16 protein-coding genes are annotated in these 20,784 nt (G+C 67.3%); 6 read left to right on the plus strand and 10 right to left on the minus strand.

The window, feature by feature from the left end; genetic code table 11:
* The first annotated feature begins 31 nt into the window (after positions 1 to 31).
* From metX to ACQ5SA_RS12010, 3 genes are read left to right on the plus strand one after another with little or no spacing between them, the layout of a single operon-like run.
* Positions 32 to 1,063 (plus strand): homoserine O-succinyltransferase MetX, encoded by a 1,032-nt coding sequence (gene metX / locus ACQ5SA_RS12000; RefSeq protein WP_499314349.1) that lies wholly within the window; start codon positions 32 to 34, stop codon positions 1,061 to 1,063.
* Positions 1,060 to 2,295, plus strand: a complete 1,236-nt coding sequence (locus ACQ5SA_RS12005; RefSeq protein ID WP_499314350.1) for an O-succinylhomoserine (thiol)-lyase — start codon at positions 1,060 to 1,062, stop codon at positions 2,293 to 2,295. The genes metX and ACQ5SA_RS12005 overlap by 4 nt, the downstream gene beginning before the upstream one ends.
* Positions 2,292 to 3,359, plus strand: a complete 1,068-nt coding sequence (locus tag ACQ5SA_RS12010; RefSeq protein WP_499314351.1) for a homoserine dehydrogenase family protein — start codon at positions 2,292 to 2,294, stop codon at positions 3,357 to 3,359. Before ACQ5SA_RS12005 ends, ACQ5SA_RS12010 begins: the two co-directional genes overlap by 4 nt.
* 101 nt (positions 3,360 to 3,460) lie before the next feature.
* Here the strand turns inward: ACQ5SA_RS12010 and ACQ5SA_RS12015 are convergent, their stop codons facing one another.
* Entirely contained in the window at positions 3,461 to 4,456 is a 996-nt protein-coding gene (locus ACQ5SA_RS12015; protein WP_230113123.1) for an alpha/beta fold hydrolase, read from the minus strand.
* A 123-nt stretch (positions 4,457 to 4,579) separates the two neighbouring features.
* Positions 4,580 to 5,962, minus strand: a complete 1,383-nt coding sequence (locus ACQ5SA_RS12020) for an L-serine ammonia-lyase (protein ID WP_230113122.1) — start codon at positions 5,960 to 5,962, stop codon at positions 4,580 to 4,582.
* Between the two features lie 101 nt (positions 5,963 to 6,063).
* On the opposite strand from ACQ5SA_RS12020, the gene ACQ5SA_RS12025 reads away from it, so the two are divergent.
* Positions 6,064 to 6,294, plus strand: a complete 231-nt coding sequence (locus ACQ5SA_RS12025; protein ID WP_353101255.1) for a glutaredoxin family protein — start codon at positions 6,064 to 6,066, stop codon at positions 6,292 to 6,294.
* Positions 6,295 to 6,393: 99 nt separating this feature from the next.
* Here ACQ5SA_RS12025 and ACQ5SA_RS12030 read toward each other — a convergent pair whose 3' ends face one another.
* From ACQ5SA_RS12030 to ACQ5SA_RS12040, 3 genes are read right to left on the minus strand one after another with little or no spacing between them, the layout of a single operon-like run.
* Positions 6,394 to 6,966, minus strand: coding sequence for a YceI family protein (locus tag ACQ5SA_RS12030; RefSeq protein ID WP_353101257.1), 573 nt, complete (start codon positions 6,964 to 6,966; stop codon positions 6,394 to 6,396).
* Between the two features lie 3 nt (positions 6,967 to 6,969).
* Positions 6,970 to 7,542 carry a cytochrome b gene (locus ACQ5SA_RS12035; protein ID WP_230113120.1) on the minus strand — a complete coding sequence of 191 codons (573 nt, stop codon included), beginning with the start codon at positions 7,540 to 7,542 and terminating at the stop codon, positions 6,970 to 6,972.
* The gene (locus tag ACQ5SA_RS12040; protein ID WP_353101261.1) at positions 7,539 to 8,183 is read right to left on the minus strand and encodes a YceI family protein; all 645 of its coding nucleotides are present in this window, start codon (positions 8,181 to 8,183) and stop codon (positions 7,539 to 7,541) included. The genes ACQ5SA_RS12035 and ACQ5SA_RS12040 overlap by 4 nt, the downstream gene beginning before the upstream one ends.
* 165 nt (positions 8,184 to 8,348) lie before the next feature.
* Here ACQ5SA_RS12040 and ACQ5SA_RS12045 point away from each other — a divergent pair, with 165 nt between their 5' ends.
* On the plus strand, positions 8,349 to 11,894 hold the full coding sequence (locus tag ACQ5SA_RS12045) for a sensor histidine kinase (RefSeq protein WP_499314352.1): 3,546 nt from the start codon (positions 8,349 to 8,351) through the stop codon (positions 11,892 to 11,894).
* Positions 11,895 to 11,990: 96 nt separating this feature from the next.
* Entirely contained in the window at positions 11,991 to 15,518 is a 3,528-nt protein-coding gene (locus tag ACQ5SA_RS12050) for a hybrid sensor histidine kinase/response regulator (RefSeq protein WP_230113117.1), read from the plus strand.
* Between the two features lie 558 nt (positions 15,519 to 16,076).
* Here ACQ5SA_RS12050 and mdtD read toward each other — a convergent pair.
* The 5 genes from mdtD to ACQ5SA_RS12075 all read right to left on the minus strand — a co-directional run bounded on the left by mdtD (position 16,077) and on the right by ACQ5SA_RS12075 (position 20,708).
* Entirely contained in the window at positions 16,077 to 17,486 is a 1,410-nt protein-coding gene (gene mdtD, locus ACQ5SA_RS12055; protein WP_230112269.1) for a multidrug transporter subunit MdtD, read from the minus strand.
* 91 nt (positions 17,487 to 17,577) lie between these two features.
* Positions 17,578 to 18,660, minus strand: coding sequence for a uroporphyrinogen decarboxylase (hemE, locus tag ACQ5SA_RS12060; protein WP_049465455.1), 1,083 nt, complete (start codon positions 18,658 to 18,660; stop codon positions 17,578 to 17,580).
* A gap of 28 nt (positions 18,661 to 18,688) precedes the next feature.
* Positions 18,689 to 18,928 (minus strand): WGR domain-containing protein, encoded by a 240-nt coding sequence (locus tag ACQ5SA_RS12065; RefSeq protein ID WP_353100187.1) that lies wholly within the window; start codon positions 18,926 to 18,928, stop codon positions 18,689 to 18,691.
* Positions 18,929 to 19,056: 128 nt separating this feature from the next.
* Positions 19,057 to 20,169 carry a 3-dehydroquinate synthase gene (gene aroB / locus ACQ5SA_RS12070; RefSeq protein WP_499314353.1) on the minus strand — a complete coding sequence of 371 codons (1,113 nt, stop codon included), beginning with the start codon at positions 20,167 to 20,169 and terminating at the stop codon, positions 19,057 to 19,059.
* Positions 20,166 to 20,708: a shikimate kinase gene (locus ACQ5SA_RS12075; protein WP_346559766.1), complete on the minus strand. Its 543-nt coding sequence runs from the start codon at positions 20,706 to 20,708 to the stop codon at positions 20,166 to 20,168. Before ACQ5SA_RS12075 ends, aroB begins: the two co-directional genes overlap by 4 nt.
* Between the last annotated feature and the right edge of the window lie 76 nt (positions 20,709 to 20,784).

Here is a 20,784-nt window from a genome sequence, read left to right on the forward strand (position 1 = left end):
TCGATGGCCGATTTCCCTACCGGAACCCGCCATGAGCTTCGCCACCAGCACCGTGCTTCGCCCCGAACCCTTTGTCCCCGTCAGCGTGCCGGTCGATGACCGCGTGCACGCCGATCGCGGCGAGTTCGCCGCCGTGCTGTCGATGCGTCATGCCGGCCCTTGCCCGGTACGCCTGCGCTATGAGTGGGTCGGTCCGGTCAATGCACCGGTGGTGGTGCTGGCCGGCGGCATTTCCGCGCACCGCCATGTGGCCTCCAATGCGCAGTTCACCGAAAAGGGCTGGGCCGAAGGCCTGGTCGGCAGCGGTCGCGCACTGGACCCGCAGCAGCTGCGCGTGCTCGCGTTCGATTTCATCGGTGCCGACGGCGCGCTGGATGTGCCGATCGATACCGCTGACCAGGCCGATGCGCTGGCACTGCTGCTGGATCACCTCGGCATCCGCGCGCTGAAGGCGTTCGTCGGCTATTCGTATGGTGCGCTGGTCGGCCAGCAGTTGGCGATCCGGCACCGTGCCCGGGTACGCCAGCTGGTGCTGGTCAGCGGCGCACACCGCCCGCATCCGTATGCCGCCGCCTGGCGTGCGCTGCAGCGCCGTGCCGTGGCGCTGGGCCAGCTGCAGTGTGGCGAAGACCACGGTCTGGCACTGGCCCGTCAGTTCGCAATGCTCAGCTATCGCACGCCGGAAGAATTCGGCGAGCGCTTCGACGCAGCACCGGAAGTGGTCAATGGCCGCGTCCGAGTCGCCGCCGAAGATTACCTCGACGCCGCTGGCGCGCAGTACGTGGCGCGCACGCCGGTCAATGCCTACCTGCGCCTGTCCGAGTCGATCGACCTGCACCGCGTGGACCCGAGCGCGATCCTGCCGCCGACCGTGGTGGTTGCCGTTGAAGGCGATCGCCTGGTTCCGCTTGCCGACCTGGTCGGCCTGGTCGAGGGACTGGGCCCGCGCGGCAGCCTGCGCGTGCTGCGCTCGCCCTACGGTCACGACGCCTTCCTGAAAGAAACCGATCGCATCGACGCGATCCTCGCCACCGCCTTCCGCACTTCTGGAGAGTCCGCATGAGCCTGCACGCCGCTGAACCGTCCTGTTGTCGCACCACCGCCGCCGTCCGCGCCGGCATCGATCGGGACACCGCCCATGGCGCGGTCACGCCGCCGATCGTGCTGTCGTCGAATTTCAGCTTTGAAGGCTTCGGCAACAAGCGCCAGTACGATTACACCCGCAGTGGCAATCCCACGCGCGACCTGCTGGGCGAGGCGCTGGCCGAACTGGAAGGCGGCGCTGGCGGCGTGGTCACTGCCACCGGCATGGGCGCGATCAACCTGGTGCTGAACGCACTGCTGCAGCCCGGCGACACCCTGGTGGTGCCACATGATGCGTACGGCGGCAGCTGGCGCCTGTTCAACGCGTTGGCGAAGAAGGGCCATTTCGAACTGGTCACCGCCGACCTGACCGACCCGCGCGCGCTGGCCCAGGCGCTGGCCACGCAGCCGAAGCTGGTACTGGTCGAAACGCCGTCCAACCCGTTGCTGCGCATCACCGATCTGCGCTTCGTGATCGACGCCGCGCACAAGGCCGGTGCATTGGTGGTGGTCGACAACACGTTCCTGTCGCCGGCATTGCAGCAACCGCTGTCGTTCGGTGCGGACGTGGTGCTGCACTCCACCACCAAGTACATCAATGGCCACAGCGACGTGGTCGGCGGTGCGGTGATTGCCCGCGATCCTGCCGTGCACGAACAGCTGGTGTGGTGGGGCAACGCACTGGGTCTTACCGGTTCGCCGTTCGACGCGTTCCTGACCCTGCGCGGCCTGCGCACGCTGGATGCGCGCCTGCGCGCGCATCAGGAAAACACCGCTGCGATCGTGGCACTGCTTGATGCGCATCCGGCGGTGGCCAAGGTCTACTATCCGGGCCTGGCCGATCATCCGGGCCATGCCGTTGCCGCCCGGCAGCAGACTGGTTTCGGCGCGATGTTGTCCTTCGAACTGGCCAGCTGTGCCGGTGACGATCCGCATGCTGCTGTGCGTGCATTTGTCGATGGCCTGCGTTACTTCACGCTGGCCGAGTCGCTGGGGGGCGTTGAGAGCCTGATCGCGCACCCGGCAACCATGACCCATGCGGCGATGACGGCCGAAGCACGCACCGCTGCGGGCATCAGCGAAGGCCTGCTGCGGCTGTCGGTCGGTATCGAAGGCGAGCGCGATCTGCTGGCGGATCTGGGCGGCGCATTGGCGCGCGCCGAGGCGGTGATCGACGCGGTGGCACGCGGCAAACAGGTGGCCGACGCATGAGTGCTTTGCCTGTCGAGATTCCGCTGCTGGGCACCGGCCGCTTGGCACTGCTTGGAACCGGCACTGTCGGTTCGGCCTTCGTACAGCGCTACCAGGCGCTGCAGGCACGTGGGCTGGAGTTGCCCAGCGTGCAGTGGCTGGCCAATTCACGCACGGCGCTGGCGATCGACCGCGATCTGGCGTTGCCGCTGGAACTGGCACGCCGTGCGCCGCGCGATGGGCAGAGCTCGCCGCCCTGGGCCAGCGCCGAAGGGCTGGAGCGTGGTGACGTGGTGGTCGATGCCACCGCCAGCGAAGACGTAGCGGCGCGCCACGTGCAGTGGTTGGCGCGCGGCGTGCACGTGGTGACCGCCAACAAGCTCGGCCGTGGTGCACAGCTGTCGCGCGCGCAGGCGATCGCCGACCGTTGCGCCGACAGCGGTGCGCGCTACGGCGACAGTGCCACCGTCGGCGCGGGCCTGCCGTTGCTCAGCAGCCTGCGTGCGCTGGTTGCCGGTGGCGACCACATCCATGCCATCGAGGGCGTGCTGTCCGGCTCGCTGGCGTGGCTGTTCAATCGATATGACGGCCAGTCGCCGTTCTCGGCGGCGGTGCGTGAAGCGCTGGCGGCTGGCTACACCGAGCCGGACCCGCGACTGGATCTCTCCGGCGAGGATGTTCGCCGCAAGTTGTTGATCCTCGCCCGCAGCAGCGGCTTGGCGCTGGATGCCTCGCAGGTGCAGGTCGATTCACTGGTGCCGGATACGCTGGCGGCGTTGCCGCTGGAAGATGCAGTGAATGCGCTGGAGCAGCTGGACGCACCGCTGCAGGCGCGTTGGCAGCAGGCGCGCGCGAACGGGCGGGTGCTGCGTTTTGTCGGACGTGTGGATGGCGAGGGTGCGCAGGTGGGCCTGCGCGAGCTGGCGGCCGACCATCCGCTGGCGCAGGGCGCGGGCACCGACAACCGCGTGGCCATCCACAGCGATCGCTATCGCGTGCAGCCGCTGTTGATCCAGGGGCCGGGCGCGGGTGCGGAAGTCACCGCAGCGGCACTGCTGGATGACGTGCTGCGGATCGTGGGTTGAGCGGCTGATCGACGCACAGCAGCCAGGCATGGCCTGGCTCTACCAAGGGCGTGTGTACAGCCGAGCCCATCCTCGGCTGCAGTTCGTGACGAGCCGAAGGCTCAACGCGCTTTGAGCGCTTTCAACAACGCCGCATTGAACTGCTTCGGATCCTGCACCTGCGGCGAATGACCCAGTGCTGCGAACTCGACCAGGGTCGAGCCTGCAATCGCCGCCGCTGCCGCCTTGCCCAGCGCCGGGTAATTGCCCAGCGTGGCCTTCAGTTCGGGCGATGCCTGGTCACGACCGATCGCTGTGCGGTCCTTCTGGCCGATGAACAACGTGGTCGGTACCTGCAGATTCTTCAGTTCATGGACGACGGGTTGGTTGAACACCATGTCCGAAGTCAACGCCTGGCTCCAGGCGACCTGCTGCTTGCCCGGGCCTTCGTACATACCCGACTGCATGCGCGCCCACGGTTCGTACGCCGGCTTCCACTTGCCGTCGTAGTACACGTCCAGCTGGTAGCGGCGGATGCTGTCATAGCTGATGTTCATCTCGCCGGCATACCACGCATCCACGCTGCGCCAAGGCACGCCCAGTGCCTTCCAGTCTTCCAGCCCGATCGGATTGACCAGCGACAGACTGCGCATCTCCTGCGGATACATCAGCGCATAGCGGATGGCCAGCATGCCGCCCATCGAATGACCGACCACATGCACCGGCACGTCACCCAGCTGCAGCTGCAGCAGCAACGCATGGGTGTTGTCGGCCAACTGTCCGAAGGAATACTGGTAGCGCTCGGGCTTGCTCGATTTGCAGAACCCCACCTGGTCCGGCGCGATCACCCGGTAGCCTGCAGCCACCAGCGGCTTGATCGTCTCCTTCCAGGTCGCTGCGCAGAAGTTCTTGCCATGCAGCAGCACCACTACGCCGATCGGCTTCTTCTTCGGCGCGACATCCAGATAGGCCATTTCCAGCGGCTGGCGCTGCGATTCCAGCGCAAAGGTCTTCACCGGATAGCCGTAATCGAACCCCTCCAGACGTGGCCCGTAGGTTGGCGCAGCGAGAGCGGACAACGGAAGGCAGGCAAGCAGGGCTGCGGCGATCACGCGCATGGGACATTCCGGGGCAGGGGATGCCCGAGCCTAACCGGAATCAGGTGACGACGCCGTCCGGTGTAGAGCCGAGCCATGCTCGGCTGCACAGTAGAGCCAGGCCACGCCTGGCTGTGCCAACCATCAGCACTCGATGACGTTCACCGCCAGCCCACCGCGGCTGGTTTCCTTGTACTTGTCCTGCATGTCGCGGCCGGTATCGCGCATGGTCTTGATGACCTTGTCCAGCGACACCTTGTGCTTGCCGTCGCCGCGCATGGCCATGCGCGAGGCGTTGATTGCCTTCACTGCACCCATCGCATTGCGCTCGATGCACGGAATCTGCACCAGGCCGCCGATCGGGTCGCAGGTCAGTCCCAGGTTGTGCTCCATGCCGATTTCCGCCGCGTTCTCGATCTGGCTCGGGTTGCCGCCCAGCGCCGCGACCAGGCCACCGGCGGCCATCGAACAGGCCACGCCGACCTCGCCCTGACAGCCCACTTCGGCGCCGGAAATCGAGGCGTTTTCCTTGTACAGGATGCCGATCGCCGCCGAGGTCAGCAGGAAGTCGAACACGCGCTGTTCGTTCGCGCCGGGGCAGAAGCGATCGAAGTAGTGAAGCACCGCCGGCAGTACACCCGCCGCGCCGTTGGTGGGCGCGGTGACCACGCGGCCACCGGCGGCGTTCTCTTCATTCACGGCCAGCGCGTACAGGTTGACCCAGTCCAGCGTGGTCAGCGGATCGCGCATCGCCGCTTCCGGCTTCGATGACAGTTCGCGGTACAGCGCCGGTGCGCGGCGGCCCACTTTCAGGCCACCGGGCAGCACGCCTTCCTCACGGATGCCACGCGCCACGCAGGCCTGCATCGCGCTCCAGATCTCGCGCAGGTTGTCGCGGATCTCGTCTTCCGTGCGCCAGCACTTCTCGTTCTCGAACATCAACTGGGCGATGCTCAGGCCGCTGCGGGCGGTCTGCGCCAGCAGCTCGTCGCCGCTCTTGAACGGGTAGGGCAACGGCGTTTCGTCCGGCACGATTCGGTCATCGGCCGCGTCGTCCTGGTTGACCACGAAGCCGCCGCCCACCGAGTAGTAATCACGGGTGGCCAGCACTTCGTCATCGGCGTTGTACGCGGTGAAGCGCATGCCGTTGGTGTGGTAGGGCAGCTTCTGCCGCTTGTTCAGGCCGAGGTCGCGCTTTTCGTCGAAGGCGATCTCGTGCTGGCCCATCAGTACGATCCGCTTGCTGCTGCGGATGCGCTCCAGCGTGGCCGGAATGATGTCCGGGTCGATCAGGTTCGGGCGCTGTCCTTCCAGGCCAAGCAGGATCGCCTTGTCGGTGCCGTGACCACGACCGGTCAGCGCCAGCGAGCCGTACACGTCGGCACGGATGCGCGCGACCTCCCCAAGCTTACCCGGGTCGAGCAGCCAACGATGGATGAAGCGCTCGGCGGCCCTCATCGGCCCGACGGTGTGCGAGGAGCTCGGGCCAATGCCGATCTTGAAAACGTCGAACGTGCTGACAGCCATGGTTGCCGTACTGCGGGTACCGGGAGAGACCGCTATTCTAGCGGTTCACGCCGCACTTCCATGACTGCGGCGCAGCATTTCCGCCAAGGGAGCAAACCGCGGTGTTGACCCTGTTCCAGCGTGACGACTGCCATCTGTGTGACATGGCCCTGGCCGAACTGGCCAAGGCGCGGGCGCCCGAGTTCGAATCGGTGTTCCTCGATGACCAGCCGGCGCTGGAGGTGCGCTATGGGGCACGGGTGCCGGTGCTGCGTGACGAGGCCGCCGGCCGGGAGCTGGACTGGCCGTTCGACGCGGCTGCGGTGCAGGCCTGGTTGGCCGCTGATCGGTAGTGCCGGCCGCTGGCCGGCAGCTGCCTCGATCAGTGAGGTTGCCGGCCTGCGGCCGGCACTACCGAAGATGATGGCCGGGGCGAGGCCCCGGCCTGTCGATCATTTCGCGTCGAACTTCACGATCGTGCTGATCGCGGTTTCGTCCGGGATGGTCTTGGTATCGGCCCAGTCGCCGCCGCCGACACCGAAGTCCAGGCGCTTCACCGTGGCCCTGCCGGTCAGCACCGGCTGCGCGCCGGGCTTCCAGGTGAAGGTGAAGGTGACCGGCTTGCTCACGCCGCGCAGTTCCAGCGTGCCATCGGCAGCGAACTGGTCGTTGCCGAGCGCGCGGAAGCCCTTTGCGGTATAGCGCGCGGTAGCGAACTTGCCGACGTTGAAGAAGTCCGCCTCCTTCAGGGTGGAGTCGCGGTCGCTGTTGCCGCTCTTGGCGCCGGCCAGGGGAATCACCACGTCCAGCGAACCTGCGGACGGATTGGCCGGGTCGAAGCTGAGCTTGGTGGCAAAGCCCGGGAAGCTGCCGGTGAACACTTCACCATCGTATTTGGTGGCAAAGGCCAGGAACGAACCGGCACCGGGCGCCTGGGCGTAATCGGCGGCGAGCACCGGTGCGGTGGCCAGCATGCCGGCAAGGGCGGCAGCCACGGCGGCCGGGGTGGTCAGTTTCAGGTTCATCAGTCAGTCCTTCTGGGGAGAGGCGAGCCAGCCACGCGGCAACATCCGGGACAGGGTGGCATCGCGCTGGAACAGGTGGTGGTAGAAGGCAGCGCCGGCATGGGCCAGCACCACCGCGATCAACAGCCAGAAGCCGTACTCGTGCAGGGCATGGGAGACCGCCACGACCTGCGGGTCCGGTCCGCTCAGCTTGGGAACGTCGACCAGCCCGAACCAGCGGAACGGACGCAGGCCGCTGGCCGAGTCGTACATCCAGCCCGACAACGGGATGGCGAACATCAGCACATACAGCAGCACGTGGGTGGCGCTGGCGACGCGCTCCTGCCAGCTCGGCACGCCGGGGACGGGCTTGGGGGCACCTGCATACAGGCGCCAGCCCAGGCGCAGCACCACCAGTGCCAGCACGGTGATGCCGATCGACTTGTGCGCGGTATAGACCCAGAAATACTTGGGCGTCTTGGGCAGCTCGCCCATGGTCAGGCCGACGATGCCCAGGGTGAGGATCAGCAATGCGATCAGCCAGTGCAGGGTCTGGCTGACACTCCCCCAGGCGGCGGGGGTGTTCTTGGCGGTCATGAAGGGTCCTTGGTGGCCGTCTGGCTGTCGGAGTGGGGTTGAGGCGTGGGAGTTCCCGGAGCGTCGCTGCGGTCGAGGGTGGCTTCAGCCTCGATCCGCACCTGCACCGCATCGCCGATCACGCCAGGCCAGGCGGTGATGCCGAAGGCACGTCGGCTCAGTGTCGTCGTAGCGGAAAACCCCGCAGTACGCCGGAACGGTGGCAGCGGGTAGCGTTTGATCTGGTTCAACGTCACTTCCAGCGCGACCTCCTGGCTGACGCCGCGCAGGGTCAGGGTGCCGAGTACGCGTGCATGGCGGCCGTCGATCGGTTCGACTTGGCGGGAGACGAAGCGGGCGGTGGGGAAGCGGTCGCCATCGAGCAGGCTGCGCGCCAGCGTGGCCTGGTTCCACTTGGCATCGCCAAGGTCCAGTCGTGCTACCGGAATCTCGACGTCCAGCGTCGCATCGCGCCAGTTGTCGCTATCGAAGTGCAGTTGGCCCTGGGTTCCGGAGATCGTACCCAGCGCCTGCGAGTAGCCAGCATGGTCGATCGCGAACAGCACCCGGGTGTGCACCGGATCGATGCGGTAGGCATCGTTGCCTGCCCAGGCGGGGGCGATGGCAAGCAGCATCGGCAGCAGGGCCAGGCAATGGCGCATCGGCGGAGGACTCGGGAAAAAAGACTCTTCGATCATACCCATAGCCCTGGCGCAACGCTGTGTGCACGGCTGCAACAGTTCGTGGTGCCGATGTGGCCGGAAACAGGCTGTTGCAGCGATGGCTGCAGCCCTGTGTGACAATCGGCACAGGACAGGGGGTTCAGGATGACGAGCGGCTGGCGCCGGTGGTGCCAAGGCATTGCAGGAGCAGGTCTGGTGCTGTTGGCGCTTTCCGCTGCAGCCGCGACCTTGGACATGGCGGGTGAAACACCGCGCCTGCGCCGTTTCGGCGCGGCCGAGGGGTTGCCCTCGCGCATGGTGGTCGCGCTGGCCGAAGACCGTCAGGGCCGTGTGTGGGCGGCCACCGACGGCGGCCTGGCCCGCTATGACGGTGGGGAGCTGCGGGTCTGGCAGCACGACCCGGCCCAACCGGATTCACTGCCCGGCAACGAGATCGAAACCCTGCTGGTCGACCCGCTCGATCGGGTGTGGGTTGGCATCAACGGCAAGGGACTGGCCCGCCTGGATGCCGACCGCGAGCGCTTCAAGACCTTCGAGTCCGTCACCGAAGGCTGCCAGGGGCAGTTCTGGACCTTGGCCTATGCCGAGGACGCGCTGTGGATCGGCAGCAGCAGCCATGGGGTCTGCCGCTTCGGCGAAGACGGCTCGTTGCGCCATTTCCAGCATGATCCGGCACAGCCCGGCGGACTGCCGAGCAACACGATCTTCAGCAGCCTGGTCGACGCGCAGGGACGGTTGTGGGTGGGAACCGAAGCCGGCGTGGCGCGCTGGAACGGCCACGTCTTCGAGGCCGTGGCACCGCGCGAACTGAAAGCGGTCAGCGTGCTGCGGCTGAGCCGTGATGCCGATGGCGCAATCTGGATCGGCACACAGAACGACGGCCTGTACCGCATCGATGCGCAGGATCGGGTAACGCGACCGGCCTGGGCCGACAGTGCCGGCCTGCGTTCGGCACTGGTGCTGCCCGACAGCCGTGGAGGCTACTGGGCGGGAACCTCCGATGGACTGCTGCGCGGTGATGGCCAGGTGTTGCGCAAACTGGAAGGCGACCGTGGCAGCGGCTTCCTGACCGGTCATAGCGGCGTGCTAGACCTGCTGCAGGACCATGAGGGCGGGCTGTGGGTCGCGCTGTTGACCCAGGGCCTTGCCTACCTTCCGCCAGACTGGCGGCGCTTTTCGACGTGGTACCAGCTTGATGGCAAGCCGCTGGACAGCCAGTACCTGCTCAGTGCCGCCAGCGATGGCGGCAGCTACTACGTCGGTTCTGCGCACGGTGTTTACCAGATCGATGCACAGGGGACGTTGAGCCTGCTGGCCAGCGACCGCGAGCTGGGCAGCGGTGCGGTGTGGTCGGTGCTGCCACGTCCCGACGGACGACTGTGGCTGGGCCGCGCCGGGCGCATCAGCGTTTATGACCCCGCTACGCGCGCGCTGCGCGATTGGCGCATCGGCGGCGGCTCCGACCTGCGACAGCGGATCGATCTGATGCGGCAGGCGCCTGATGGCACGGTCTGGGTGTCGGTGATGAATCTGGGCCTGCAGCAGCGCAGTGCCGACGGCCGCCTGCTGCGCAGTTTCGATGGCGCCATGCTGCGTGGTGATACCGATGCACCGGTCGAACAGATCCGCTTCGATGCCACGGGGCGGGCCTGGGTGATGGGTGAAACGGGGATCCTGCGCGAGCAGGGGGACCGCTTCGAAGCGGTGCCGGGCGTTTCCCGGGGCCCGATCTACGATCTGGTATGGATCGATCCCCGGCAGATGTGGATCGCGCGCCAAGGGGCGTTCGAACGCTACCAGTGGGATGGCCTCAGCCTGCGCCTGATCCAGCGCGTCGATGCCGGCGCCGGCGTGCCGCCGGTCAGCATGGGAGGGCTGGCCCTGGCCGCGAACGGACAGCTGTGGGCGACGACACCGCGTGGCCTGCTGCGCTGGGATCCGAAACAGCGTCGCCTGCAGATCTTCAATGAGCGCGACGGCCTGCTTGATGCTGAGTTCACCGGACGCCCGCCGGCGATCGATGCCGATGGCCGCGTGTTGGCCGTTACCCAGACCGGCATGGTGGGCTTCGATCCGAATGCCGCCGACGTCGAATTGCCGCCGTCGCAGCTGGTGATCGCGCAGGTGCGCGTCCGTCGCGACGATGCGCGCGGCTGGCAGCCCCTGCCGACCTCCGGCCTGCTGTTGCTGGGGCCCGATGACCGTGACCTGCAGATCGATGCGCGGCTGCTGTCCTACGCCAACCCGCAAGGCAACCGCTATCGGTTCCGTGTGGAGGGATACGACCAGAACTGGGTGGAGCAGGGCGGGGATGGCCAACGTACGTTGTCGCGGCTGCCACCCGGGGCCTATTCGATCGAGGTGCAGGCCGCATCGGCCAGTGGCACGTGGACGCCCTCGCAGCAGCTGCACATCAAGGTATTGCCACCCTGGTGGCGCAGCAGCATGGCGATCTTCGGCTATGTGATGCTGGGCTCGCTGTTGCTGTTGGCACTGCTGTGGTTGATCCGCAGACGGCTGCGGCGGCGCCAGCAGTGGCAGTTGACGGTGCACAAGCAGCAGATCGCCGAGCAGGCATCGCAGGCCAAGAGCCGCTTCCTGGCGACCCTGGGCCACGAGGTGCGCACGCCGATGACCGGCGTACTGGGCATGAGCGAACTGCTGCTGGCCACCGAACTGGACCCGGTGCAGCGCAGCTATGCCGGCTCGATCCAGCAGGCCGGCAGCCATCTGCTGCGCCTGGTCAACGACGCGTTGGACCTGGCACGGATCGAGGCCGGCCGACTGGAACTGGACATCCGGCCGTTCGACCTGGGCGGACTGCTGGACCAGGTGCAGGCGCTGATGCAGCCGATGGCGCAGCAGCGCAGGCTGGCCTTCCAGCGTGAGGGGGACCTGCCTGGCCCGATCTGCATCAGTGGCGATGAGATGCGCGTCCGCCAGATCCTGCTGAACCTGCTGGGCAATGCGATCAAGTTCACCGAGCGCGGCCATGTCGGTCTGGCGGCGCGCCTGGACGAGAACGGCGGGGTGGTGACCTTCGAGGTCAGCGACAGCGGGCCGGGCATCAATGCCGAGCAGCAGCAGCGCCTGTTCCACCGCTTCGAACAGGCTGATGGCCCGCGTACCGCCTCGCGCTATGGCGGCAGTGGGCTGGGCCTGGCGATCTGCCAGGAGCTGGCGGTGGCGATGGGCGGCCGCATCGATGTGGACAGCCAGCCGGGGCGTGGCGCACGTTTCGCCGTGCGGCTGCCGCTGCCATGGAGCCGGCAGCAGGCCTCCAGCGATGGCGAGGTAGCGTTGCCGACGCTGCCCGCACTGCGCATCCTGCTGGTCGAGGATGATGCAACCGTTGCCGAGGTCATTGCCGGCCTGCTGCGCAGCCAGGGCCATGAGGTGGTGCACGTGCTGCATGGCTTGGGCGCGCTGTCGGAGATTTCCACCGAGGGCTTCGATGTCGGCCTGCTCGACCTCGACCTGCCTGCGCTCGACGGCACCGCCATCGCCCGCCAGCTGCGCGCGCTGGGCTACGAGTTGCCGTTGGTGGCCGTTACCGCGCGCTCGGATACCTATGCCGAGACGCAGGTGCTTGCGGCCGGATTCGATGGTTTCCTGCGCAAGCCGGTGACCGGCGATCTGCTGGTTGCGGCGATTGCCCAGGCGCGCAGTAAACGCCAGATCATCAGCTGAGTACGGCATCCTGCGGCGTGAATCCCGCAACTTTCGGTTTACCATGCCGACGCCCACGGCGTGGGCATCATCAACAGCAGCGTGAGGAGGCCATCGGTGGTGTATCTGCGGGCAGTGACGCTGCTGATGCTGCTGCTGTGCTGCCTGGCGCCCGCTGCCGCGCAGCCGGTGCCACCTTCGCCGCGGCAGGTCACCGTGTTCGATGGGTTGCCATCCAACACCGTCAACCGCATGGCCGAAGACCGCTACGGCTACCTGTGGATTGCCACCAACGATGGCCTGGCCCGCTACGACGGGCGCAACTACCGCATCTGGCGTTCCGAGGACGGCCTGCGCGACAACCGCATCTGGAGCGTGCTGGTCGATGCCCGCAACGAGCTGTGGATCGGCACTGAAAATGCCGGCCTGGTGCGGATGTCGGCCGACCGCCGACAGCTGCGCTTCTATGACCGCAGCAGCCAGCCGCTGATGGGCAGCAACACGGTCTGGAGCCTGGCCGCGACGCCGGATGGCGCGATCTGGTTCGGCACCCACGAGGGCGGCCTGTACCGGCTGGACAACAATGATCGTCTGCAGCGGTTCCTGCCCGAAGCGAACAACCCGCGCAGCGTACCGGCCGCGTCGGTGCCCTACCTGGCCACGCTTGCCGACGGCAGCCTGTGGGTCGGCACCAAGCATGGCGTGGCGCGCTGGACCGGCACCGATTTCGAACGCATCGGCGGCGACCTGGTGCCCAGCCTGCTGATCAATGGGCTGACCGCCGAACCCGACGGCAGCCTCTGGATCAGCACGCTGGCCGGGGCCACCGTGCGGCGCCCGGATGGCCGTTTCGAATCCGTGCCCTGGACATTGCCAGCCGGCGACCAGGTACTGGGCATGATGCTGCGCGACGAGCAGGGCGGGCACTGGCTGGACACCCGCAGTGGCCTGGGCCGGGGCATCGATGGCCGGTACCAGACAGTCCCGCTGTACAGTGCCATCGCCCGCGGCCTGGTGCGGCCGAACTGGACCGGCGCCTATGAGGACCGCGAAGGCGGCATCTGGCTGGCCAGCACCAATGCAGGCCTGTGGCATCTGCTTCCGCGCTGGTGGCAGTTCTCGGTGTTCTCGCGGCTGGAGGATGATCCGTCCTCGCTGCGCAATTCCTATGTGCTGGGTACCAGCCCTTCCAGCAATGGTGGCGTGTGGACTGTCGGCAGCCATGGCGCGCTGGATCGCTTCAATCCACGCACGGGCGTGATCGAACAGCACCGCACCTTCGTCAACGGCATGCACTGGCTAACGTCGGTGCGCGAAGACCGGCAGGGACAGGTGTGGGTGGGTTCGACCGACGCCTTGATGCGCTACGACCCGCGTCGGGGCGAGCTGCGGCGCTGGGGGCGGGATTCCGGCGCGGATGCGACCATGGAAGGCAACATCGAGGCGATGATGACCTGCGATGGCGACAGCCTGTGGTTGATGCTGGCAGCTGGCCTGCAGCAGCGTGACCTGGACGGGCATGTGCGCCGGCAGCTGGACAACGGCCAGGATGGTCTGCAGGCCGGTCAGCTCAATCTGGACGTGGAATGTGGCCCGCAGGACCGGATATGGCTGGCCAGCAGCCGCGGCCTGCTGCAATGGCAACCGGATGCGCAGCGCTTCCAGCCGGTGCCCGGTGCGCCGGCCACGGCGGTGTATGCCCTGCACGTCGGCAAGGACGGGCAGGTCTGGTTGTCCGAGGATGGCCGCCTGTCGCGGTATCTCTGGAGCCAGGGCAGATTGGAACGGCAGGCGGTGGTGGGCACGGAGCAGGGCTATCCGGCGATTTCCGCCACCGGTCTGGTGGTCGACGCACAGGGCGTGGCGTGGGCCACCAGTGCGCGCGGCCTGGTGCGGGTCAGTGCCGATGGCGAGAGCGTGCGCCTGTATGGGGTGCACGATGGGCTGCCCAGCCAGGAGTTCCGCGAGCACACCCTGATTGCTTCCGCCGCCGGGCGCATGGTGGCGGGTACGCCCGCCGGTGTGGTGGTGTTCGATCCCGAGCAGGTTCGACCGTCCACCCGGCGTGCGCCGCTGGTGATCGAGCGGGTGGAGGTGCGCCGCAACGAACAGTTGCTGGACCTGACCCATGACACACCGCTGCAGATCGCCGATGGCGACCGCGACCTGCGTATCGTCGCGCGCCTGTTGTCCTTCGCCGATTCGGCCTCCAACACCTACCGCTACCGGTTGGCCGGCTACGACCCGGATTGGGTCGAGGTGGGCCCGGCAGGCGAGCGTCTGTTCTCACGCTTGCCCCCTGGTGCCTACCGGCTGGAAGTGCAGGCGCGCTCGGCCGACCACGTATGGTCCCGGGTGCAGACCCTGGAATTCCACGTGCAGCCGCCATGGTGGCGCAGCTTGTCCGGGCTGCTGGTGCTGGCCTCGATCGCATTGCTGCTGACCAGCTGGTTCGCCTGGTTGTACCGGCGCCGCCTGCAGCGCCAGCACGCTTACCAGCTGGCCCTGCACAAGCAGGATCTGGCCGAACACGCGTCGGCGGCGAAGACACGCTTCCTCGCCAATCTCGGCCATGAGATCCGCACGCCGATGACCGGCGTGCTGGGTATGAGTGAACTGTTGCTGGCCTCGCCGCTGGATCCGCAGCAGCGTGGCTACACCCAGTCGATCCGGCATGCAGGTGAGCACCTGCTGCATCTGGTCAACGATGCGCTTGACCTGGCGCGGATCGAATCCGGGCGCCTGGAGCTGCAGTCCAATGCGTTCGCGCTCAATCGCCTGCTGCAGGATCTGGCCGCGCTGATGGGGCCGCTGGCTGCACAGAAGGGCCTGCGGTTCATCCTCGACAACCAGTTGCCCGCTGGCTTGCAGGCGACCGGCGATGCGATGCGCGTGCGCCAGATCCTGCTCAACCTGCTGTCCAATGCGGTCAAGTTCACCAGCCGTGGCAGCATCACGCTGCACGCGCGTTGCGAGGAAGGGCCGCGTGGACTGCATTTCGAGGTGCGCGACACCGGTCCGGGCATCAGCCAGGAGCAGCAGCAACGGTTGTTCCGGCGCTTCGAGCAGGCTGACGGCGCGCGCACTGCTGCGCAGTACGGCGGCAGCGGTCTGGGTCTGGCGATCTGCCGCGAGCTGGCACTGGCCATGCAGGGGCGGATCCGCGTGGAAAGCCAACTGGGCAGTGGCACCTGCTTCGGCGTCAGTCTGCCGTTGCCGCTGCAGCAGATTGCAGCCGGCGAGGGCGGGGCCGACAGCGACGCCGCTGCCGTGATCAACATGCCGCCGTTGCGGGTGTTGCTGGTGGAGGACGATGCGACCGTGGCCGATGTGATCTGCGGCCTGCTCACCACCCGCGGGCATGAGGTCGTCCACGCCGCCCACGCGCTGGCGGCGCTGCGTGAAATCAGCGCGGATGATTTCGATGTCGGCCTGCTCGATCTGGATCTGCCGGGCCTGAGCGGTTTCGAACTGGCCCAGCATCTGCGCAACCAGGGCTACACGCTGCCGCTGCTGGCGGTGACGGCACGCACCGACCCGGATCTGCAGCAGCAGGTGGAAGCGGCGGGCATCGGTGGTTTCCTGCGCAAGCCGGTGACCGGTGAGCTGCTGGTGGAAGCGATCGCCCGCGTGCTGGGGCGGTAGGGGTTCGGCAGGGCTGCGCCCTGCACCTGCCGAATCAACATCAACATCAACGTCAACGTCAACGTCAACGTCAACGTCAAAAGCGGGCTATCCGTGGGATGGCGGGGTGGGTCCGGTTGCGGGGGACGCCGTAAACCCATCCCTGGGGGCTTGGCCGCGGCATCCATGCCGCGGACACCCCCGCAACCGGACCCACCCCGCCTTCGACAGACTTCCGCGATCTGTCGGAACGGCGTTCTATGTTGCTGTTGGTGGGTGTCGACCTTGGTCGACACCGGAATGGCATGGGATCTGACCCCAGAATTATTTCGATATCTAACAGAGATTCATCCACGCATGGCGTAAATCCATCAGCCACCGGAAATCTGTCGAAGGTGGGGCGGTGTCGGATTGCGGGGTGTCAGCCGCATGGATGCGGCTGCCAAGCCTACAGGGACGTACTTGCGGCGTCCCCGCAATCCGACACCGCCCCGCCCTCCCACGGAATGCACGCTGTTGCTGTTGCTGTTGCTTGCGCAGTGGCCTCTGCAGGTGCAGGGCGCAGCCCTGCCGAACCCACTACTCCGCTACGTGCTCGACCTCGCGCGGTTCCGGCTTGGTGTCGGGCAGCTGCCAGAAGATCAGCGTCGAGGTCAGGGTGATCGCGCCCACGCACAGGAAGGTAGCGTGCAGCGCAGCCGTCGCGCCGTGGCCTTCCAGCTGCGTGCCGAACGCGGCCAGCAGGCTGCCTGCAGCCGCCGCACCGAAGCCGGCGGCGAGCATCATCACCATCGACAGCAGGCTGTTGCCGGAACTGGCGAACTCGCGATCCAGGTCGCGTAGGGTGACGGTGTTCATCACGGTGAACTGCAGCGAATTGACCGCACCGAAGAACGCCAGCTGCAGCAGGCGCACGCTCAGGTGCTGGCCCGGTGTCATCAGGATGAAGCTGGCCATTGCCAGGCCGACCAGCACGGTGTTGGTCATCAGTACGCGGCGATAGCCGTAGCGTTCAACCAGCTTCACCGCCAGCTTCTTCGACACCATGCCCGCGGCCGCCACCGGCACCATCATCAGTCCGGCATTCATCGGCCCCAGGCCAAGACCGACCTGCAGCAGCAGCGGAATCAACATCGGCATGGCACTGCTGCCGATGCGCGAGAACAGGTTGCCGAGAATGCCGATGCGATAGCTGGGCACGCGGAACAGCGCCAGCGAAAACAGCGGTGCCGTTGAATTTGCCGCGTGCAGCCAGTAGCCGACCAGTGCAGCCAGGCCGGCTACGGTCATCAGCATCACCAGCGCGTGTGGCGTGCCGAGCCCGGAAATGCCATCCAGCGCCAGCGACAGCACCACCATCGCAAACGCCAGCATCGCGTAGCCGCGCAGGTCGAAACGGGTGCGGTGGCTGGCGTAGTGGTCGGGCATGATCTTCATCGCCGCGATGAAGCCGATGACACCGATCGGCAGGTTGATCAGGAACACCCAGTGCCACGATGCGATCTCGACCAGCCAGCCGCCCAAGGTCGGGCCGATCAGGGGGCCGACCAGTGCGGGGATGGCGATGAAGCTCATTGCACGCAGGAAGTCCTCGCGTGGCACCGAGCGCATCACCGCCAGGCGTCCCACCGGCAGCAGCATCGCGCCACCGATGCCCTGCAGTACGCGTGCGCCCACCAGCTGGTGCAGCTGCTGCGCCATCGCGCAGGCCAGCGAGCCGAGGGTGAACAGGATGATCGCCACCAGGAAGGTGCGACGGGTGCCGTAGCGGTCGGCGATCCAGCCGGAGGCAGGAATGAAGGTGGCTACAGCCAGCGCGTAGCTGAACACCACCGACTGCATCTGCAGGGGGCTTTCGCCGAGGCTGGCCGCCATTGCCGGCAGTGCCGTGTTGACGATGGTCGAGTCCAGCATCTGCATGAAGATCGCCAGCGAGACCAGCCACAGCAGGGGACGCTGGCGGGTGTAGGTCGATGGCGCTGTGGACATGGGGTGGGGCCGGTGCAACGTGGGGGCGCCATGATCGCGCACTGCGGGTCACGGCGCGATCAACATCGCGCCGCGACCGCATGCGGGATGCTCAGCGTTGGCTGTGCGCGTGCACCGCGTCGACCAGCACCTGTACATGGGCCGGGTCCATGTCCGGCGACATGCCGTGGCCGAGGTTGAATACATGGCCCTCGCGCGAACCACCATTGCCGGCGGCATAGGTGTCGAGCACACGTGCGGCCGCTGCGGCGATCGCGTCGGGCGAGGCATACAGCGTGGTCGGGTCCAGGTTGCCCTGCAGGGCTACGCGGCCACCGGTGCGGCGCAGTGCTTCATCCAGGTCCAGCGTCCAGTCCAGGCCGAGCGCATCGGCGCCGGTCTGCGACAGCGCTTCCAGGTGCAGGCCGGTGCCCTTGCCGAACAGGATCAGCGGCGTGCGCTCGCTGCCTTCGCCGCGCTCCAGGCCTTCGGCGATGCGCTGCAGGTAGCGCAGCGAGAACTCGCGGTACATCGCCGGCGACAGCACGCCGCCCCAGGTGTCGAACACCTGCAGGGCCTGCGCGCCGGCCGCGCGCTGCGCGCCGAGGTAGGCAATCACCGCGTCGGTGGTCACTTCCAGCAGACGGTGCAGGGCCTGCGGATGATTCAGCGCCATCGCCTTGATACGCGCGAAATCCTTGCTGCCGCCGCCTTCGACCATGTAGCAGGCCAGTGTCCACGGGCTGCCGGAAAAACCGATCAGCGGCACCTGGCCGTCCAGCTCGCGGCGGATCAGGCGCACCGCGTCCATGACGTAGCCCAGGTCCTGTTCCATGTCCGGCACCGCCAGCTTGGCGATGGCCGCTTCATCGCGCACCGGGTGACGGAACTTCGGGCCTTCGCCTTCGACGAAGTAGAGCTCCAGGCCCATTGCATCGGGAATGGTGAGGATGTCCGAGAACAGTATGGCCGCGTCCAGCGGGAAGCGGCGCAGCGGCTGCAGGGTGACTTCGCAGGCGATCTCCGGGTTCTTGGCCATGGCCAGGAAGCTGCCGGCTTTGGCCCGGGTGGCGCGATATTCCGGCAGGTAGCGGCCGGCCTGGCGCATCAGCCAGACGGGGGTGCAGTCCACCGGTTCGCGGCGCAGGGCGCGCAGCAGGCGATCGTTGCGGAGAGGGCTGGTCACAGTGGGCATTCCTTGGGCGAAAAGGGCAGCGGCGCAGTCAGTCGCCGTGCGAAAGAATCTGGAAGCCCCGATGCAGTTCGGCATCGCGGGCCTTCTCGTAGGCGTGGCGGGCTTCGTCGGCCTTGAGGTACAGCTCGCGCCGCAGCTGCGAGCGGGCGCCGACGCGGCCGGATTCGCGCAGCAGCTCCCAGCTACCGAACAGGTCCGGGACCAGGGTCAGGCGCAGGAAGCGCGGTGCCTGGGCACCGTCGGCGGGTTGTTGCAGGTGGACGTGCATGGCGTCGATTGTAGCGGGGGTGGTGTGACCCCTGCCGCAACGCTGATCCGGTAGTGCCGGCCACTGGCCGGCAACCGCATGAAACCTCCCCGGTAGCGCCGGGCCATGCCCGGCGAACGCGGAAGCGGTCAGCCTGCGCCCAGTACCTTCAGCACCGCCGCTTCATCCACATCCGGCACCACTTCGGCACGGCCCATGCCGCGCCACAGCACCAACCGCAGGCGGCCGGCCACGTTCTTCTTGTCCAAGCGCATGCGGCCGAGCAGGGCCTGCGGGTCCAGTCCGACGGGGATTGCCACCGGCAGGCCCAACTGCTCCAACAGGGCCTGCAGGCGCACACGGTCGGCGTCGTCGGCCAGGCCCAGCTGAGTTGAGAGGCGGGCCGCCAGCACCATGCCCACCGCCACGGCTTCACCGTGGTTCAGCGCATTGCGCCCCGGTGCGGAGTAGCCCTGTTCGGTTTCGATGGCGTGGCCGAAGGTGTGGCCGAGGTTGAGCAGGGCGCGTTCACCCTTCTCGAACGGATCGCGCTCGACAATCGCCGCCTTGTGCCGGCAGCTGCGGGCGATGGCCTCGGCGATCACGGCATCTTCGCCGGCCGCCAGTGCGTCGGCATGCTGCTGCAGCCATTCGAAGAACACGGCATCACCCAGCGCACCGTACTTCACCACTTCAGCCAGGCCGGCGTGCAGTTCACGCGGCGGCAGGGTGGCCAGCACGCGGGTATCGGCGATCACCGCACGCGGCGGATGAAACGCGCCGACCAGATTCTTGCCGGCCGGGATATCGACGGCGGTCTTGCCGCCCACCGAGGAGTCGACCATCGCCAGCAGCGTGGTCGGCAGCTGCACGCAGTCGACGCCGCGCATCCAGCAGGCCGCGGCAAAGCCGGCAAGGTCGCCGACCACACCGCCGCCGAGGGCGAACAGGCAGGCATCGCGGGTTGCGCCGAGCGCAGCCAGCGCCTCGATGACCGAGCCGAACTCGGCCAGAGTCTTGGAGGCTTCGCCGGCAGCGAGCACATGCTCACCCACAATCAGGTCCGGGCGTGCGGCCAGCAGGGTCTGCCTGACGCCATCCAGATAGCGCGGCGCAACCTCGCTGTCGCTGACCAGCAGCACATGGCGGCCACGTACATGGCTGGCCAGTGCGGCACCGTCGGCCTGGGCGCCGGCGCCGATGGTGATGGAATAGGGGCGGTCGCCGCCAACGGCGACCTGCAGCAGGGCAGGGGAAGTCATGCAGTGGGGTCCTGTCGCTGCCAGTGCGTGGCCAGCTTGAGCACAAGCTGGGCAGTCGCATCGGCAGCGGTAAACGGGTCGGTATCAAGGGTGACATCGGCCAGCTCGCGATACAGCGGGTCGCGATGCGCGGCCAGATCATGCAGCACCTGTTCGCGGTCCGGTCGCTGCAGCAGCGGTCGGGCCTTGTCGCGTGACAGGCGCTCCAGCTGGGCCGCGACGCTGACCCGCAGGTAGACGACAAAGCCACGCCGGGCGATCAGGGCGCGATTGTCCGGATCGAGCACGGCACCACCGCCGGTGGACACCAGCTGGCCACGGCCGGCCAGCACCTGTGCCAGTGCCTGGCGCTCATGGGCGCGGAAGCCGGCTTCGCCGGAATGTTCAAAGATCGTGGGGATGCTGGCCCCGGTCGCATCGACGATGGCCTGGTCGACGTCGACGAAGTCCAGCGTGAAGCGCTCGGCGAGGCGGCGGCCGATGCAGGTTTTACCGGCGCCCATCGGGCCGATCAGGATCAGGTTCGGAGCGGGATTCATGCCCTCTGATGCTAACACCTCCGTGCCTTGGCCTTTACGTTCTTCACGTCAGGGTGGAGGTTCCTGCGGGGTTTCC

The organism is Stenotrophomonas indicatrix (genome assembly GCF_050573115.1).
Lineage (GTDB): Bacteria > Pseudomonadota > Gammaproteobacteria > Xanthomonadales > Xanthomonadaceae > Stenotrophomonas > Stenotrophomonas lactitubi_A.